Origin of the sequence: Haemophilus sp. HN_Hi16 (assembly GCF_049823435.1) — a bacterium.
Lineage (GTDB): Bacteria > Pseudomonadota > Gammaproteobacteria > Enterobacterales > Pasteurellaceae > Haemophilus > Haemophilus influenzae_D.
The window spans coordinates 1,301,166-1,315,885 of sequence record NZ_CP187500.1; the positions used below are offsets into that span (position 1 = coordinate 1,301,166).

General features: G+C 35.5%; 20 protein-coding genes. 15 read left to right on the forward strand and 5 right to left on the reverse strand.

All coding sequences use genetic code 11. The features are described from left to right. The first annotated feature begins 242 nt into the window (after nucleotides 1-242). The 4 genes from ACPT9C_RS06485 (at nucleotide 243) to ACPT9C_RS06500 (ending at nucleotide 2,797) form a co-directional block, all read left to right on the forward strand. Complete coding sequence (locus ACPT9C_RS06485; protein ID WP_061671209.1) at nucleotides 243-500, forward strand: hypothetical protein; 258 nt, start codon at nucleotides 243-245, stop codon at nucleotides 498-500. After that, nucleotides 497-1,801: a YadA-like family protein gene (locus tag ACPT9C_RS06490; protein WP_230304879.1), complete on the forward strand. Its 1,305-nt coding sequence runs from the start codon at nucleotides 497-499 to the stop codon at nucleotides 1,799-1,801. The genes ACPT9C_RS06485 and ACPT9C_RS06490 overlap by 4 nt, the downstream gene beginning before the upstream one ends. Nucleotides 1,802-2,060: 259 nt before the next feature. Then, nucleotides 2,061-2,606, forward strand: a complete 546-nt coding sequence (locus ACPT9C_RS06495; protein WP_021035264.1) for a sigma-70 family RNA polymerase sigma factor — start codon at nucleotides 2,061-2,063, stop codon at nucleotides 2,604-2,606. An 8-nt stretch (nucleotides 2,607-2,614) separates the two neighbouring features. Continuing rightward, nucleotides 2,615-2,797 (forward strand): zf-HC2 domain-containing protein, encoded by a 183-nt coding sequence (locus tag ACPT9C_RS06500; protein ID WP_050829135.1) that lies wholly within the window; start codon nucleotides 2,615-2,617, stop codon nucleotides 2,795-2,797. Nucleotides 2,798-2,885: 88 nt separating this feature from the next. Here ACPT9C_RS06500 and ACPT9C_RS06505 read toward each other — a convergent pair whose 3' ends face one another. Next, complete coding sequence (locus ACPT9C_RS06505; protein ID WP_021035262.1) at nucleotides 2,886-3,269, reverse strand: helix-turn-helix domain-containing protein; 384 nt, start codon at nucleotides 3,267-3,269, stop codon at nucleotides 2,886-2,888. A gap of 155 nt (nucleotides 3,270-3,424) precedes the next feature. Here ACPT9C_RS06505 and ACPT9C_RS06510 point away from each other — a divergent pair, with 155 nt between their 5' ends. The 6 genes from ACPT9C_RS06510 to ACPT9C_RS06535 all read left to right on the forward strand — a co-directional run bounded on the left by ACPT9C_RS06510 (nucleotide 3,425) and on the right by ACPT9C_RS06535 (nucleotide 8,006). Then, on the forward strand, nucleotides 3,425-3,970 hold the full coding sequence (locus ACPT9C_RS06510; RefSeq protein ID WP_050949152.1) for an opacity family porin: 546 nt from the start codon (nucleotides 3,425-3,427) through the stop codon (nucleotides 3,968-3,970). After that, nucleotides 3,924-4,430, forward strand: coding sequence for a DUF2846 domain-containing protein (locus ACPT9C_RS06515; protein WP_050829132.1), 507 nt, complete (start codon nucleotides 3,924-3,926; stop codon nucleotides 4,428-4,430). Before ACPT9C_RS06510 ends, ACPT9C_RS06515 begins: the two co-directional genes overlap by 47 nt. A 193-nt stretch (nucleotides 4,431-4,623) precedes the next feature. Beyond that, nucleotides 4,624-5,685, forward strand: a complete 1,062-nt coding sequence (msrAB, locus tag ACPT9C_RS06520; protein ID WP_005631817.1) for a bifunctional peptide-methionine (S)-S-oxide reductase MsrA/peptide-methionine (R)-S-oxide reductase MsrB — start codon at nucleotides 4,624-4,626, stop codon at nucleotides 5,683-5,685. Nucleotides 5,686-5,696: 11 nt separating this feature from the next. Continuing rightward, nucleotides 5,697-6,338, forward strand: coding sequence for a cytochrome c biogenesis protein CcdA (locus ACPT9C_RS06525; protein WP_005656594.1), 642 nt, complete (start codon nucleotides 5,697-5,699; stop codon nucleotides 6,336-6,338). A gap of 42 nt (nucleotides 6,339-6,380) precedes the next feature. Beyond that, nucleotides 6,381-6,851: a redoxin domain-containing protein gene (locus ACPT9C_RS06530; RefSeq protein ID WP_005662382.1), complete on the forward strand. Its 471-nt coding sequence runs from the start codon at nucleotides 6,381-6,383 to the stop codon at nucleotides 6,849-6,851. Nucleotides 6,852-7,088: 237 nt separating this feature from the next. Next, nucleotides 7,089-8,006: a lysine exporter LysO family protein gene (locus ACPT9C_RS06535; RefSeq protein WP_050949153.1), complete on the forward strand. Its 918-nt coding sequence runs from the start codon at nucleotides 7,089-7,091 to the stop codon at nucleotides 8,004-8,006. A gap of 67 nt (nucleotides 8,007-8,073) precedes the next feature. On the opposite strand, the gene ACPT9C_RS06540 is transcribed toward ACPT9C_RS06535, so the two are convergent. The 3 genes from ACPT9C_RS06540 to moeA form a co-directional block, all read right to left on the reverse strand. Continuing rightward, on the reverse strand, nucleotides 8,074-8,397 hold the full coding sequence (locus tag ACPT9C_RS06540; RefSeq protein WP_005628170.1) for an HI1450 family dsDNA-mimic protein: 324 nt from the start codon (nucleotides 8,395-8,397) through the stop codon (nucleotides 8,074-8,076). Between the two features lie 66 nt (nucleotides 8,398-8,463). Then, nucleotides 8,464-9,195: a molybdopterin-synthase adenylyltransferase MoeB gene (gene moeB, locus ACPT9C_RS06545; RefSeq protein WP_042593396.1), complete on the reverse strand. Its 732-nt coding sequence runs from the start codon at nucleotides 9,193-9,195 to the stop codon at nucleotides 8,464-8,466. A gap of 3 nt (nucleotides 9,196-9,198) precedes the next feature. Next, nucleotides 9,199-10,413 (reverse strand): molybdopterin molybdotransferase MoeA, encoded by a 1,215-nt coding sequence (gene moeA, locus ACPT9C_RS06550; RefSeq protein ID WP_423717273.1) that lies wholly within the window; start codon nucleotides 10,411-10,413, stop codon nucleotides 9,199-9,201. Between the two features lie 137 nt (nucleotides 10,414-10,550). On the opposite strand from moeA, the gene folE reads away from it, so the two are divergent. From folE to bioD, 3 genes are all read left to right on the forward strand, one after another. Beyond that, nucleotides 10,551-11,207 (forward strand): GTP cyclohydrolase I FolE, encoded by a 657-nt coding sequence (gene folE, locus ACPT9C_RS06555; RefSeq protein ID WP_423717272.1) that lies wholly within the window; start codon nucleotides 10,551-10,553, stop codon nucleotides 11,205-11,207. Between the two features lie 60 nt (nucleotides 11,208-11,267). Beyond that, entirely contained in the window at nucleotides 11,268-11,534 is a 267-nt protein-coding gene (locus ACPT9C_RS06560; RefSeq protein WP_005688423.1) for a YcgL domain-containing protein, read from the forward strand. A gap of 100 nt (nucleotides 11,535-11,634) precedes the next feature. After that, entirely contained in the window at nucleotides 11,635-12,363 is a 729-nt protein-coding gene (gene bioD / locus ACPT9C_RS06565; RefSeq protein WP_423717271.1) for a dethiobiotin synthase, read from the forward strand. A gap of 88 nt (nucleotides 12,364-12,451) precedes the next feature. Here bioD and metF read toward each other — a convergent pair whose 3' ends face one another. Beyond that, a complete protein-coding gene (gene metF / locus ACPT9C_RS06570; protein WP_032823490.1) occupies nucleotides 12,452-13,330 on the reverse strand; it encodes a methylenetetrahydrofolate reductase in 879 nt (292 codons plus the stop codon). Between the two features lie 464 nt (nucleotides 13,331-13,794). Here metF and rplM point away from each other — a divergent pair, with 464 nt between their 5' ends. Further along, entirely contained in the window at nucleotides 13,795-14,223 is a 429-nt protein-coding gene (rplM, locus tag ACPT9C_RS06575; protein WP_005628896.1) for a 50S ribosomal protein L13, read from the forward strand. A gap of 16 nt (nucleotides 14,224-14,239) precedes the next feature. Continuing rightward, nucleotides 14,240-14,632 carry a 30S ribosomal protein S9 gene (rpsI, locus tag ACPT9C_RS06580; protein ID WP_005631594.1) on the forward strand — a complete coding sequence of 131 codons (393 nt, stop codon included), beginning with the start codon at nucleotides 14,240-14,242 and terminating at the stop codon, nucleotides 14,630-14,632. The last annotated feature ends 88 nt before the right edge of the window (nucleotides 14,633-14,720 follow it).

The window sequence follows — 14,720 nt, forward strand, 5'->3', positions numbered from 1 at the left end:
AAAACAATATTTCCTTTATATCTTAATCTATATGACGTAAAATTGAGTATCTTTTATTTAATACAGTGAGGATCTAAATATGTTTTTATATAATTCTGTAAACAAACAATACTAGTCTTTTCTTCCCATCTTGTACAATAACTACAGCTCTCTCCATTATTGGTGGAATATTCACTAATCCAGCTTTAGCAGATACTTCTCTCCCTGCCACTTCAAATACTAACTTCTCAGAAAATTTTGGAATGAAAGATATTAGTACATCTGATAGTACGAGCAATAACAATATCATTATCGGTAATTTAAAAACTAATAAAATTAATGATGTTAAAGGTACTGATACTTCTAATCCTAATCCTAAATTATCTCACGCAACTAATAATTTAATCGTTGGCGATAACAACACTTTAACGGGTAATAGTACGGTAGTTGTAGGGCTTAGTAATAATGCAACAGGCATTTCTTATGGTGGGGTAATGGTAATTTACAGGTTTATGGTTTGAGTAATACAGTAAAAGGTGCTTCAAGCCAGGTGTTTGGGCAAGGAAATGAAGTGTATGGTGTCTATCACACTGTGTCTGGTTATGGTAATAATGTAGGCAAATCTAGTGATGGTATAAGTGATAATCGCTACAATGTAGTATCTAGTTATAAAAATAAGGTGGAAGGTAGTCATAATGTTGTGTTGGGCGAAATGAATGAAGCGAAGAAAGCTGATAATACTGCGGTAGCTCATACAGTGGCGTTAGGCTATCACGCGAAAACACTTGGAAATGATGCGGTGGCAATTGGCAAGAAAACCGAAGCAAATATTGGTTCTACGGCAATTGGTGGAAACGCAAATGCTACAGGTAATTATTCGGTTGCTTTAGGGAAAGAAAGTGAGGCATCGAAAAGCTATACAGTAGCAATTGGTAAGGGGGCAAAAGCCTTAAAATCATCAGCCGTAGCTCTTGGAGATGGTGCAAAAGCTGAACACAGTAACAGCGTTGCATTAGGTTCTGACGCACAAACAACAAGATCGAATGAAGTTTCTGTGGGTAAGGTTGGCACTGAAAGATACATTGCCAATGTAAAAACAGCCGAAAAAGACACTGACGCAGTAAATAAAAAACAAATGGATGATGGCGATAAAGCCACATTGGCAAGTGCTAAATTATTTACTGTTGGAAAAATTGTTTCAGAAGCACTTAAACGTGAAGCAGGCGATGCAAAAACTTTAGCAGATGCAAAACAATATACCGACAATAAATTCAGTCCATTAAATACAAAAGTGACAGGTATCGAAACTAAAATAACTGCAACAGAGGGTAAACTTACTCAAATTGAAGATAAAGTTACTGATGTAGAAACTAAAGTTGCTGGTGTGGATAGCAAAATTGTTCAAGCAAAAAATGAAGTGGTTTCACAAATTACAGCAGAAGTTGCTAACCGTGAAGCAGGAGATACACAAACTTTACAAACTGCAAATCAATATACCGATCTCAAATTAGGCACATTGCAAACGCAAGTGCATAATTTACAATCAGATTTTAACGAGTTAAATGGCAAACTTGGTAAGTTAGACAGCAAATTAGAACGTGGCTTGGCTGCAGCTAACGCGCTTTCTGGTTTAGTGTTGCCACAAGCGATCGGAAAAGCGATTTTTTCTGCTGCAGTGGGTGGTTATGGTAGCCGTAATGCGGTGGCGATTGGCGTAGGTTACACACCAAAAGAAAATATCACATTAAAAAGCGGTATCGCCGTGAATGCAGGCAAAAACAGTAAAATTTTCTATCAAATGGGAGCTGGCTGGGTTTGGTAAGGATAAAACAACCAATCTGATCGGATAAATTAGTATCTAAAACGAGCATTTTCTGTTTAGCATCAAGTTAAATCGAAAATGCTCGTTTTTTATCCTAATTATTCTTTCATTAAATACCAGATTTTTTTCCTAACTTCGCAAAATAGATTCAATGTAAAATTTTTCATTTTAAATTTCCTTTTTTGAGTGTAAAAATAGCTACCTTAGTTTATTAAAGGAAGTGGGTTTCATTTCTTACATAAGTTTTAAAGGAGTTAAAATGAATGTTATTTCTGATCTTGAGCTTCAGCAAATTCGCACTCAAATGCTGACATTTGCACAATTGCAAGTAAATCAAGCCGATCTTGCTGAAGATTTAGTACAAGAAGCTTTTTTAAGTGCATTCAAAAATCTTGATAATTTTAAGCATCAATCTGCATTTAAAACTTGGATTTTTGCGATTCTTAAAAATAAGATTATTGATTATTTACGTCAGAAAGGGCGGTTTGTTTTAGAAAGTGAACTTGAAGATGAAAATACCAATAATTCATTTTTTGATGAAAAGGGGTATTGGAAACCAGAACATTACCCGAGTGAATTACAAGGCGAAGAAGAAACGGTTTATTCCGATGAATTTTGGCTGATTTTTGAAACTTGTTTGACTTGTTTACCCGCCAAACAGGCAAAAATTTTTATGATGCGAGAGTTTTTAGATCTTTCATCTGAAGAAATTTGTCAAGAAACGCATTTAACTTCGTCTAATTTACATACCACCCTTTATCGGGCTCGTTTACAGTTGCAAAACTGTCTTTCAAAAAAACTTTAGGAGAGATTATGCGTTGTCGCCAAGCCACTCGAATGATTTCCGAATCGCACGAACGTTCATTAGATATACAAGAAAAAGTTGGGTTAAAAGTTCATTTAGTTACCTGCTCACGTTGTCGTCGTTTTCAAAGAAATTGCAAAACCTTAAGCGAGATGATGAAGCAATTTAGGGATGCCGAAAACCATCTATAGAATTAACTGATAGGTAGCAAAAAAATAAGCGGTTGAATTTGCAAAATATTTTACAGCTTCAACCGCTTATTGTTAAAAATACTTTATTTCACTTTTCTAATAATGAAATCATTTTTCTAAGCATTTCTAATTCTTTTTCTTTCTGCTCTAATAATTCATCTTTATGAATAAGTTGTAATTTTAATTTTTCAATTTCAAACATTATAGAGTGATCACCACTATAATAATTTGCAGAAGTATTATTTCCATTTTTATTCATAAAGAAGATAACACCTTTATCATTATCAACAAGATCAGATAAACTCACATTAAATATCTGAGCAATTTGCACTAATTTATCGTATTGTAGGCGAGTTTCACCTCGTTCAATCTTGGCATAACCACTTGGCGACATATTCATTTTCTCAGCCATATCTTCTTGCGATAATTGACGAAGCTCTCTCATCATACGAATTTTATCATGCATTCCCATCTAAATTTACCCCTTTCCAAATTGAGCAATTTTTGCCGAAATTAGGTGCTATTTTGTCCTTTTTGTTGTTGTTTTTAATGGTTAAACTTCCATAAAATTTACCCGCATTTACTTATGCAATTGATGTATTTTCACACATTTAGAGGTCTTAATCTATGAAAAAATTACTTATTGTAACTATGTTATCTACTTTAGCACTATCAGCTCAAGCTCAATGGTATGTTCAAGGCGATTTAGGTGCTTCAAAAATTGATATTACTCATGTAAATAGTTCAGACAGTTCATCTTTTACCCAACGAATTAGTGTTGGCTATGCTTTTGATAAGAACTTTCGTTTAGCCGTAGATTATACAAACTACGGAAAAGTAACTGCAAATTATGCTGATGTTGTAGATGTATCTCTTAAAGGTAAATCATTAGGCCTCACTGGTTTTTATGATTTTGACTTAGCCGATTTCAAACCTTATGTTGGTGTCCGTGTATCTGCCAATGAACCAGATGTAACTGTAACTGAAAATGCAAATGCAAGATATTATCGCATAGATTTTGTAACCGAAACGAGCATAGGCATTGGTGCATTAGCTGGTGTTCAATATAAATTAACTGATAACGTGGCACTTAATACTAATATTGAATATAACCGTTTAGCCTCAGATGCTTCTGATGTGGGCGTTAAGGCTGGTTTACGTTTTAGTTTCTAATGGGTATTTTGTGAAACAGTTATTTGCAAGAGCATCAATTATAGGGGTAGCGTTATTACTTTCAGCTTGTGCAACCGTTCCTATGGCTTCTGTTGAAGAAAGTAATACCGCCAAACAATTCAGATCTCCCGAAAAAGGAAATTCAGGATTATATATCTACCGTGATTCTTTTATAGGAAAAGCTTTAAAGAAAGATCTCTATATTGACGATAAATTTATAGGTGAGTCTGCTCCTGATGTATTTTTTTATAAAACCATTAAAGCGGGAGAGCATAAAATTTCAACTGAATCCGAATTCAGCAATAATGATTTAAACATTAAAACTGAAAGTGGTAAAAACTATTTTATTCGTCAATATATTAAATTTGGTGTATTTGCAGGCGGTGCAAATTTAGAACAAGTTTCTGAAGAAGAAGGTAAGAAGGCTATTTCTAAACTAAATATGGCTGTAAGTCATTAAAATTCTGCTCTAACAACATCATTTTATTTAAACAAGACTAAGTCTATATTTAATTTAGACTTAGTCTTTTTTATCTAAAATTCCCCTCTTATTCCTACTACAATTTAAATTTAAGTAAAAAAATCTGTAAGAAATCCAATTCTTCGCCGTCTAACCTTATGTAACGTTAATTTTTACTTCATAAGGAAAAGCAATGAAACTATCAAAAACATTTCTATTTATTACCGCACTTTGCTGTGCAGCACCAACTTTAGCAATACAAAATTCAACATCATCATCTGGAGAACAAAAAATGGCAATGGAAAATACACAAAACATTCGAGAAATTTATCTTGCTGGTGGTTGTTTCTGGGGTATGGAAGCATATATGGAGCGTATTCACGGTGTGAAAGATGCGATTTCTGGCTATGCCAATGGTAATACGGGGAAAACCAGTTATCATATGATTGGGCTAACCGATCACGCAGAAACGGTAAAAGTCACTTACGATGCAAACCAAATTTCGTTAGATAAATTGCTTAAATATTATTTTAAAGTGATTGATCCAACGAGTGTAAACAAACAAGGTAACGACCGTGGCAGACAATATCGCACAGGGATTTATTATCAAGATGGGGCAGATAAAGCGGTGATCGAACAAGCTCTCGCCCAGCTTCAAACCAAATATAAAAAACCAGTGCAAATTGAGGTACAACCGATTAAAAATTACATCGTAGCAGAAGAATATCATCAGGATTATTTGAAGAAAAATCCAAATGGTTATTGCCATATTGATATTACCAAAGCAGATGAACCTGTGATTGACGAAAAAGATTATCCGAAACCGAGTGATGCAGAACTCAAAGCGAAATTGACACCGTTGCAATATTCCGTTACTCAAAATAAACATACTGAACGCTCTTTTAGTAACGAATATTGGGATAACTTCCAACCCGGTATTTATGTTGATGTCACTACAGGCGAGCCTGTTTTCTCTTCAAATGATAAATTTGAATCAGGTTGTGGCTGGCCAAGTTTTACGAAACCGATCATTAAAGATGTGGTGCATTATGAAACCGACAATAGCTTCAATATGCAACGTACCGAAGTGTTAAGTCGTGCGGGCAATGCCCATTTAGGACACGTTTTTGACGACGGCCCGAAAGATAAAGGCGGTTTGCGTTATTGCATTAACAGTGCATCAATTAAATTTATTCCGTTAGCTGAAATGGAAAAGGCAGGATACGGATATTTGATTCAATCCATTAAAAAATAAGGAGATGTAGGATGTTAGATCAGCAACTCCTTATTGGAACTGTATTTTTAGCTGGGCTTGCTTCTTTTCTTTCGCCTTGTATTTTCCCGATTATTCCAATTTATTTTGGTATTTTGAGTAAAGGCGGTAAAAAAGTCCTAAATACTTTTTTATTTATTTTAGGGCTTTCCCTTACATTTGTCAGTTTAGGCTTTAGTTTTGGCTTTTTAGGGAATATTTTATTTAGTAACACCACTCGCATTATCGCTGGCGTTATCGTGATTATTTTGGGTATTCATCAACTTGGCATTTTCAAAATTGGTTTGTTGGAACGCACGAAATTGGTGGAAATAAAAACATCAGGAAAATCGACCGCACTTGAGGCATTTGTGCTTGGTTTAACTTTTAGTCTTGGTTGGACGCCTTGTATTGGCCCGATTCTGGCTTCCGTGTTAGCTTTATCAGGCGATGAAGGCTCTGCACTTTACGGTGCATCAATGATGTTTGTTTATGTCTTAGGGCTTGCGACCCCGTTTGTACTGTTTTCGTTCTTATCTGACAGCTTGCTCAAACGTGCCAAAGGGTTAAATAAACACTTAGACAAATTTAAAATCGGTGGCGGAATTTTAATTATCGTGATGGGTATTTTATTAATTACGAATAATTTTTCGTAAAACATAACCTCAACAAAAGAAATCTATAAAAGGAAAAAAGCAATGAAAAAACTACTATCAATATTTCTAATGGCATTCAGCCTAAACGCTTTTGCACAAACTAATTTGGCAGATGTGCAACTCAAAGATTTAAACAATCAGCCAGTTACTTTAAGCCAATATAAAGGCAAACCTGTGTATGTAAAAATGTGGGCATCTTGGTGTCCGATTTGCTTGGCTGGATTAGCTGAAATTGATGATTTAAGTGCGGAAAAAGATCGTAATTTTGAAGTGATTACCATCGTTTCGCCCGATCACAAAGGCGAAAAAGACACCGCTGATTTTATTGAGTGGTACAAAGGATTGGAATATAAAAATATCACGGTGCTTTTAGATGAAAAAGGCGAAATCATTGACAAAGCAAGAGTGCGTGGCTATCCGTTCAATCTCTTTTTAGATAGTGATTTAAACTTGAAAAAAACCGTACCAGGGCATTTAGGTGCAGAGCAAATAAAAGTTTTTGCAGTGAAATAACGATAAAAAGCGGCTTATTTTTAAGCCGCTTTTTTATATCCCATTTTTACAGAGTAAAGAGACAAAATAGCTAAGATTGGCGTTTGTACATTGAGCATTTGGTAGATTGATAAAAAATATATATTATAAGCGGTATGATTTTATTGCTTGTATAAGTAATTTTTATTTTTACTGTAATATTTATTCAAATATCTTTGAAAATTAAATAAAGTGCAGTGATCTACAAAAAGGAAAATAATGGAAGAAATTATTAACGGATTGCTTATCGTACTTGTGCCGATGATGTTGGGTTACTTAGTTAAAATACAGAATCAAAATGCGTTGGCATTCATTAATAAAATTGTGATGTTATTGCTTTACATCATTTTATTTATGATGGGGTTTATGCTTGGGCAGCTAGAGCATTTAGAACAAAAATTGCCAATTATTGGTATGACGGCTTTGGGGCTGTCCGCTATCATTCTGACTTGTAATATCGTAGGCTTGGCTATTTATGACCGCACTTTGCCTAAGCCTGTTAATTACTTACAGGGAGAATTGCCATCTCGTTGGCATTCGTTAGTGGACTCAATTAAATTATTAAGTGCGGTGATTATCGGCATTGTTTTAGGTTGGTTGTGCAATGATTGGTTGCATTTCCCAAATGCCTCTAATCTTTACGTGCTTATTGCATTGATCTTTTTTGTCGGGATTCAGCTTCGTAATAACGGAATTTCCTTGAAAGAAGTTTTATTAAATAAGCAAGGCTTAATGATGGGAGCAATTTTTACCCTAAGTTCTTTAATTGGTGGCATTATTTCTTCATTTTTTCTAAGTATGCCGATTACCCAAGGTTTAGCCTTTTCATCGGGATTTGGTTGGTATTCTTTATCAAGCGTCGTGCTGACAAATGCTTGGGGACCGATGCAGGGCAGTATTGCTTTTTTCAATGATTTATCACGCGAAATTTTGAGCTTATTTTTAATTCCACTGTTTATGCAACATTATCGTTCTACAGCTATTGGAATTACAGGTGCAACGGCATTAGATTGTACATTGCCGATTATTCAGAAATCAGGTGGAATTGAAGTAACGCCTATCGCCATTTCTTTTGGTATGGTAACGAATTTATTACCGCCGTTGTTGTTAGTTTTTTTCTCAAGTTTTCCAATTTGATGGCTTGTTAATTTTAAGCGAAAAAAAAAAGGGAAATCAGCTGATTTCCCTTATTTTTACTTTATCGTTACTTTTTCCAAATAACGTGAAATTCGCGATCTTCTTCTCGGTGAGAAATTAAGAATTTAGCAAAGACATCATCCATTTCATCTTGTTCATTGACTAAACCCACCCACACTTCAGCGTATTCTTCAGGATCAATCAGTACACCAATTTCTTCTTCCCAATCATCGGCGGTTTCAACAAATTCCACACCACCGCGTTCTTCAAATTGTAGGTTGAATAAAAGAATATCGGCAGGATCTAAATTTTCTCCAGCCATTTCTAAGAAAATATCGTAAGCAATATCAATGGCTGTATCGGGATCAAGTTTTTTAATTTCTGTTGTCATAGTATTTTGTCGTAAAGGTTATGGTTAATAAAAGTGCGGTTAAATTTTTTTCTCTTTTTAAGGGTTTTATTCCATATTGGTTGGAAGTTTAATTTCTCGAATATTCATTGAAAAACCATCAATCATCAATAAGCGTCCACACAAATTCTTACCGATTTTTAACCGCACTTTAATTGCTTCTAAGGCTTGAATGCAGCCCACAATACCGACGATTGGTGCAAGCACGCCAGCTTCCACACAGCTTAATACATTTTGTCCAAATAATTTGCTGAGATCACGATAAGTAGGCGTATTTGGTTCATAAGTGAAAACGGAAACCTGACCTTCCATCCGAATTGCAGCACCAGAAATAAGAGGAATTTTTGCATGATTACATTGGCGATCCAATTGATTACGGATTTCCACATTGTCTGTACAATCTAAAACAATATCAAAGTGCGGAATGATTTCAGCCAGTTTTTCTTCGTCTAACTTAGCATTAATTGCCTCGAGGTTTATATGTGGGTTGATTTGCTTGAGTGCAATTTTAGCGGATTCCACCTTTGGCATATTCAAGCGAGCATCACAATGCAAGACTTGGCGTTGAAGATTAGAAAGCGAAACTGTGTCGAAATCTAACAGTGTTAAATTTCCAACGCCTGCTGCTGCGAGATATTGGCTGGCTGCACATCCTAAGCCACCAAGCCCAACGATCAGCATTTTGCTTGCTTTAAGTTTTTCTTGCCCGTCAAAATCTACGCTTTTAAGAATAATTTGACGGTTATAACGCAATTCTTCTTCGTGACTAAGTTCGATCATTTTTTATCCTAATAAATGATTGAAAGGCTCAATTGTCACTGTTTCGCCCGCAGAGACATTGCCACGTTCTTGTTCTAACACGATAAAACAATTGCTTTTTACAAAAGCACTAAAGAGATGAGAACCTTGGAATCCTACTGATTGCACTTCAATTTGACCTTGTTCATTGATGTAATAAAAACCCCGTTGGAAGTCTAAACGTCCCACTGCTTTTTTCAAATTCATTGTAGCAATGGCTGAAAAGTGCGGTGGTTTTTTCCATTGTTTTTGGCCTTGAAGTTTAGCGATTAATGGCTGAACAAGTTGATAGAATGTTACTAATGCGGAAACAGGATTGCCGGGTAAACCACAGAACCAAGCATTTTCTAATTTACCAAAAGCGAATGGTTTGCCGGGTTTGATTGCAATTTTCCAGAAATTTACTTTGCCTACTTTTTTCAATACTGCTTTAGTGAAATCCGCTTCACCAACGGAAACACCGCCACTGGTAATCACTAAATCGGCTTGGCTTTGTGCGGCAATAAATGCTTTTTCAAATTCAGCTTCGTTATCAGGTAATAGTCCTAAATCAATGACTTCACAGTGTAGTTTTTCGAGTAATAATTTTACGGTGAAACGGTTAGTGTCATAGATTTGTCCGCTTTGTAATGGTTTGCCGACTTCCACAAGTTCATCACCAGTTGAGAGTACACCGACTTTTAATTGACGATAGCATTTTACTTCTGCAATGCCTAGAGAGGCTAATAATGGCAAGGAAATTGGGGTGAGCGGTGCGCCTTGTTCTAATACCACATCGCCTTTCTTTACATCTTCACCAATACGACGGATGTTTTGATTTGGTTTAGGTAATTCACTAAAAGTGACGGTGCCGTCTTCATTGAGTGTCACTTGCTCTTGCATTATCACTGCATCTGCGCCTTCAGGAATCATCGCACCAGTCATAATTCTGACCGCACTTTTTGATGGCCATTCCCCTTGGAATGGATTACCTGCAAAAGATTTTCCTGCCACTGAAAGGGTTAAGGATTGTTGTAAATCCGATAAACGTACAGCATAACCATCCATTGCTGAATTATCGAAAGAGGGAACATTGATAGGCGAAATAATATCTTCTGCACAAATTCGATTGGCGGCTTCTTGTAAATTTAGGCTTTCAGTTTGAGTTGGGAAGGGAATCTGTTCGAGCATTTTCGAGCGAGCTTGATCCAATGTAAGCATAGAAAATCCTTATTTAATAAAATAAGTCGGTATTTTATCTCTAAAGACTTATTCATTCAAATTTGCAATTTTTATCATTTTACCATCCTATTATCCTTTGCTAGAATAGCCGATTATTTTTTTAGGAAAGACTATTTATGAGCAAAATTTCACTGGATGCACTGAATGTAAGAAATGCCTTGATTGAGAAAGGCATTGAAACACCAATGATTGATACAACACAGGCTAAAAATGAACGCCGAGAAAACATTGCAAAACATATGAATGAAGTGATGAAGCTGATTGGATTAGATTTGCGAGATGATAGTTTGGAAGAAACGCCAAATCGTTTGGCTAAAATGTTTATTGATGAGATTTTCAGTGGAATGGATTATGCCAATTTTCCTAAAATGACGAAAATCAAAAATCAGATGAAAGTCAGCGAAATGGTGCAAGTGAATGGCATTACACTAACAAGCACTTGTGAACATCATTTTGTGACGATTGATGGTAAAGTTTGTGTGGCATATTATCCAAAAGATTGGGTGATTGGTCTTTCTAAAATTAATCGAATTGTCTCGTTTTTTGCGCAACGTCCACAGGTTCAAGAACGCTTAACTGAACAACTTTTGACAGCATTTCAAACCATTCTTGAAACCGATGATGTCGCGATATATGTGAAAGCGACCCATTTCTGTGTGAAAGCGCGTGGTATTAGAGATACAAATAGTTATACTGTCACATCTGCTTATGGTGGGGTGTTTTTGGAAGATAGAGATACACGTAAAGAATTTTTAGCCACAGTTCAAAAATAGGAAATAATAAATTACAATCCGCACGTAAAATGTGCGGATTTTTATTTTGGGAAATTAAATATGTTATGTGCCATTTATAAAAGTAAAAAGAAGTTAGGAAGTTACCTTTATGTTGCCAATAGAGAGGATTTTTCTTCAGTTCCCAGCGTTTTACTCGAACATTTTGGTAAACCAGAATTAGTAATGATGTTTAATCTGCTTGGGCGTAAAGCATTACACAATGTAGATTGTAATGAAGTATTAGAAACAATTAAACGCCAAGGATTTTATTTACAAATGGCAAAACAAGATGATGGTTTATTTTATAGCTTGAGTGAGATCAAATAATTTGTCTATTTCTAAGATAAAAAAGTGAAAATTTGCGTTATCTCAAATTATTAAATAAAAAATTCCTTTAAAATCCACCGCACTTTTTAAAGGAGAAAAAATGAGTAGCTTTTTTGTCGCAGGGACAGATACGAATGTGGGAAAAACAACAGTAGCGCGCGCAATGATTCAAGCCTTGCAAGGGCAGGGCGTGCAAGTTGTCGGCTATAAACCCATTGCTTGTTGTGGGGAAGAGAGTATTTATCCTGTTGCTCAGTCAGAAAATACATCTGATTATGATAATTTCGTAAATGCTGATGTATTAACGCTGATGAATTCAACAAAAGAAAATGTGTCTTATCAGGATATTAATAGCTATACTTTTAGTCACTGTGCACCAATGCTCACACAAGATAAAATGCGGATTAAATTAGATAAAATTAATTGTGATTTAACGCGTTTGAATCAAACTTATCAATCTGTTGTGGTGGAAGGATCTTTTGGTTTAATGACACCAATGGCAGAAGGAAAAAGTTTTGCAGATTGGATTACTCAACGAAAAATGCCAGTAGTACTTGTAGTTGGAATTAAAGATGGTTGTGTAAATCACGCTTTATTAACGGTAAAGGTTATCCAACAGTTAGGTGTGCCTTTATTAGGTTGGATAGCGAATCGAATTAATCCATTATTAAGCCATTATGCAGAAATTGTTGATTTGCTTGTTGAACATATTGATGCGCCGCTTTTAGGTAAAATTCCTTATTTACATAAACCCGAAGAACAAGAATTAGGGCATTATTTAACGAATATAGATCGATTAATGTATATGCAAACAGAGTTCATAAAATAATAAAGTGCGGTTGAATTTTTTTAGTTTTGTATAAGGGCGAAATATCGCCCTTATTTTGTGTTTGAAAAGAAATATATTATTGTGATAATTAAGGTCTTACACCTAACATATGACAGATAGCATAAGTTAATTCACTACGATTTAATGTATAAAAGTGGAAGTCATTCACGCCTTCGCGAGATAAAATTTTTACCATATCCATTGCAACACTTGCTGCTACAAGATTACGTGTAGTTGGATCATCATCCAAACCATCATAGGCTTTAACTAACCACGCTGGAATTTTCACATTAGTGAATGATGCCATTTTTTGGAGTTGTTTAAAATTAGTAACAGGTAAAATACCGGGTACGATTTCAGTATCAATACCAATTGATGCACAACGATCACGAAAACGTAGGTAGTTTTCAATATCAAAGAAAAATTGCGTAATGACGTGGTTTGCACCTGCATCAATTTTACGTTTTAAATTAATTAAGTCTGCTTGTGCGGATTTTGCTTCTGGATGAACTTCAGGATAAGCGGCTACAGAAATATCAAAATCAGCGACAGAACGGAGTAATTCCACAAGATCTGACGCATAAAATGGTTTTTTCGCGTAACCGTTAGGTTCATCACCGCGTAACGCAACAATACGGCGAATACCACTATCCCAATAATCTCTCGCAATTTGTTTTAATTCTTCAGGTGTGGCATCAATTCCAGTTAAATGTGGTGCGGCTTCTAAGCCAGTTTCTTGTTTAATGGCTTTCACAATGCCGTGAGTGCGGTCACGTTCTCCCGAATTTGCGCCGTAAGTGACTGACACAAATTTAGGCTTTAATACTTTTAAACGATGAATTGAATCCCATAGAAGGGTTTCCATTTTTTCGTTTTTAGGTGGAAAAAATTCAAAGGAGACATTAATTTTTTTATTAAAATCTGCAATATGTTGATTTAATGTATCAATTTCTTTCGCGTAGCTCATAAGGCTTCCTTTAGGATTCTAAAATAGTATTTGTACAATAAAATAGGTTTTAATATGAGTCAATTTCAATTTATTCATTAAAAGTATGATTATTATTAATAATTCAATAAATGGATAATGATTGTTCAATAATAACTAATTTTTAGATCAAAACGTACCCAAAACTACCGCACTTTTGTTAGCAATGATTTATCCCATTTTACAACGAAAAAGAAAGTGCGGTAATTTTTTTGTGTATTTTTATAGAAAGATAAATGCGTGTTAAATAAATACAATAGATTTATTTTTTAGTGTAAAAAATTAGCATTTTATGAAAAAACGAGTATAATACGCCGACCCTGTAAATGTGCGAATTCCCATCGTACATTATTTTATCGAGATCACACTCGAAGGGGTGATGATTAAGATTAATGGTTGTGTTCATAAGAACACTGGGTATCAAACTAATTTTTGGTAATTAATTAATGAAAACTTTTGTAGCAAAACCAGAAACGGTTAAACGCGACTGGTACGTAGTAGATGCGACAGGTAAAACTTTAGGTCGTTTAGCGACTGAATTAGCACGTCGTCTTCGTGGTAAACACAAGGCTGAGTACACTCCACACGTAGATACTGGTGATTACATCATCGTTATCAACGCAGACAAAGTGGCAGTAACTGGTCGTAAAGAAACAGATAAACTTTACTACTGGCACACTGGCTATGTAGGTGGTATTAAACAAGCGACTTTCAAAGAAATGATCGCTCGCCGTCCTGAAGCAGTGATTGAAATTGCGGTTAAAGGTATGTTGCCAAAAGGTCCATTAGGCCGTGCAATGTTCCGTAAATTAAAAGTGTATGCAGGTGCTGAACACCAACACGCTGCACAACAACCACAAGTATTAGATATTTAATCACGAGGTTTAGAAAATGGCAGAGAATCAAAACTACGGCACAGGTCGCCGCAAAAGCTCTTCAGCTCGTGTATTTATCAAACCGGGCAGTGGTAAAATCACTATCAACCAACGTGAATTAGATGTTTACTTTGGTCGCGAAACAGCGCGTATGGTAGTACGTCAGCCATTAGAGTTGGTTGAATTAACTGATAAATTAGACCTATACATCACTGTTAAAGGTGGTGGTATTTCTGGTCAAGCGGGTGCAATCCGTCACGGTATCACTCGTGCATTAATGGAATACGATGAAACATTACGCCCAGCACTTCGTGCAGCTGGTTTCGTTACTCGTGACGCACGTCGCGTTGAACGTAAAAAAGTGGGTTTACACAAAGCACGTCGTCGTCCACAATACTCAAAACGTTAATTTTTATTTTCGTTTCCAAAAGAAAAGCAGAGAGAAATCTCTGCTTTTTTATTATTTGAGTTACTCTAACTTATTGATTATAAAACAA

Excerpts from the sequence above, each read along its gene's own strand:
- rplM (WP_005628896.1), top strand. The coding sequence starts at position 13,795 with ATGAAAACTTTTGTAGCAAAACCAGAAACGGTTAAACGCGACTGGTAC.
- moeB (WP_042593396.1), bottom strand. The coding sequence starts at position 9,195 with ATGATCGAACTTAGTCACGAAGAAGAATTGCGTTATAACCGTCAAATT.
- ACPT9C_RS06515 (WP_050829132.1), top strand. The coding sequence starts at position 3,924 with ATGCTTCTGATGTGGGCGTTAAGGCTGGTTTACGTTTTAGTTTCTAAT.
- ACPT9C_RS06535 (WP_050949153.1), top strand. The coding sequence starts at position 7,089 with ATGGAAGAAATTATTAACGGATTGCTTATCGTACTTGTGCCGATGATG.
- ACPT9C_RS06510 (WP_050949152.1), top strand. The coding sequence starts at position 3,425 with ATGAAAAAATTACTTATTGTAACTATGTTATCTACTTTAGCACTATCA.
- folE (WP_423717272.1), top strand. The coding sequence starts at position 10,551 with ATGAGCAAAATTTCACTGGATGCACTGAATGTAAGAAATGCCTTGATT.
- rpsI (WP_005631594.1), top strand. The coding sequence starts at position 14,240 with ATGGCAGAGAATCAAAACTACGGCACAGGTCGCCGCAAAAGCTCTTCA.
- ACPT9C_RS06540 (WP_005628170.1), bottom strand. The coding sequence starts at position 8,397 with ATGACAACAGAAATTAAAAAACTTGATCCCGATACAGCCATTGATATT.
- bioD (WP_423717271.1), top strand. The coding sequence starts at position 11,635 with ATGAGTAGCTTTTTTGTCGCAGGGACAGATACGAATGTGGGAAAAACA.
- ACPT9C_RS06530 (WP_005662382.1), top strand. The coding sequence starts at position 6,381 with ATGAAAAAACTACTATCAATATTTCTAATGGCATTCAGCCTAAACGCT.
- msrAB (WP_005631817.1), top strand. The coding sequence starts at position 4,624 with ATGAAACTATCAAAAACATTTCTATTTATTACCGCACTTTGCTGTGCA.
- moeA (WP_423717273.1), bottom strand. The coding sequence starts at position 10,413 with ATGCTTACATTGGATCAAGCTCGCTCGAAAATGCTCGAACAGATTCCC.
- ACPT9C_RS06505 (WP_021035262.1), bottom strand. The coding sequence starts at position 3,269 with ATGGGAATGCATGATAAAATTCGTATGATGAGAGAGCTTCGTCAATTA.
- ACPT9C_RS06525 (WP_005656594.1), top strand. The coding sequence starts at position 5,697 with ATGTTAGATCAGCAACTCCTTATTGGAACTGTATTTTTAGCTGGGCTT.
- ACPT9C_RS06500 (WP_050829135.1), top strand. The coding sequence starts at position 2,615 with ATGCGTTGTCGCCAAGCCACTCGAATGATTTCCGAATCGCACGAACGT.
- ACPT9C_RS06560 (WP_005688423.1), top strand. The coding sequence starts at position 11,268 with ATGTTATGTGCCATTTATAAAAGTAAAAAGAAGTTAGGAAGTTACCTT.
- metF (WP_032823490.1), bottom strand. The coding sequence starts at position 13,330 with ATGAGCTACGCGAAAGAAATTGATACATTAAATCAACATATTGCAGAT.
- ACPT9C_RS06495 (WP_021035264.1), top strand. The coding sequence starts at position 2,061 with ATGAATGTTATTTCTGATCTTGAGCTTCAGCAAATTCGCACTCAAATG.
- ACPT9C_RS06485 (WP_061671209.1), top strand. The coding sequence starts at position 243 with ATGAAAGATATTAGTACATCTGATAGTACGAGCAATAACAATATCATT.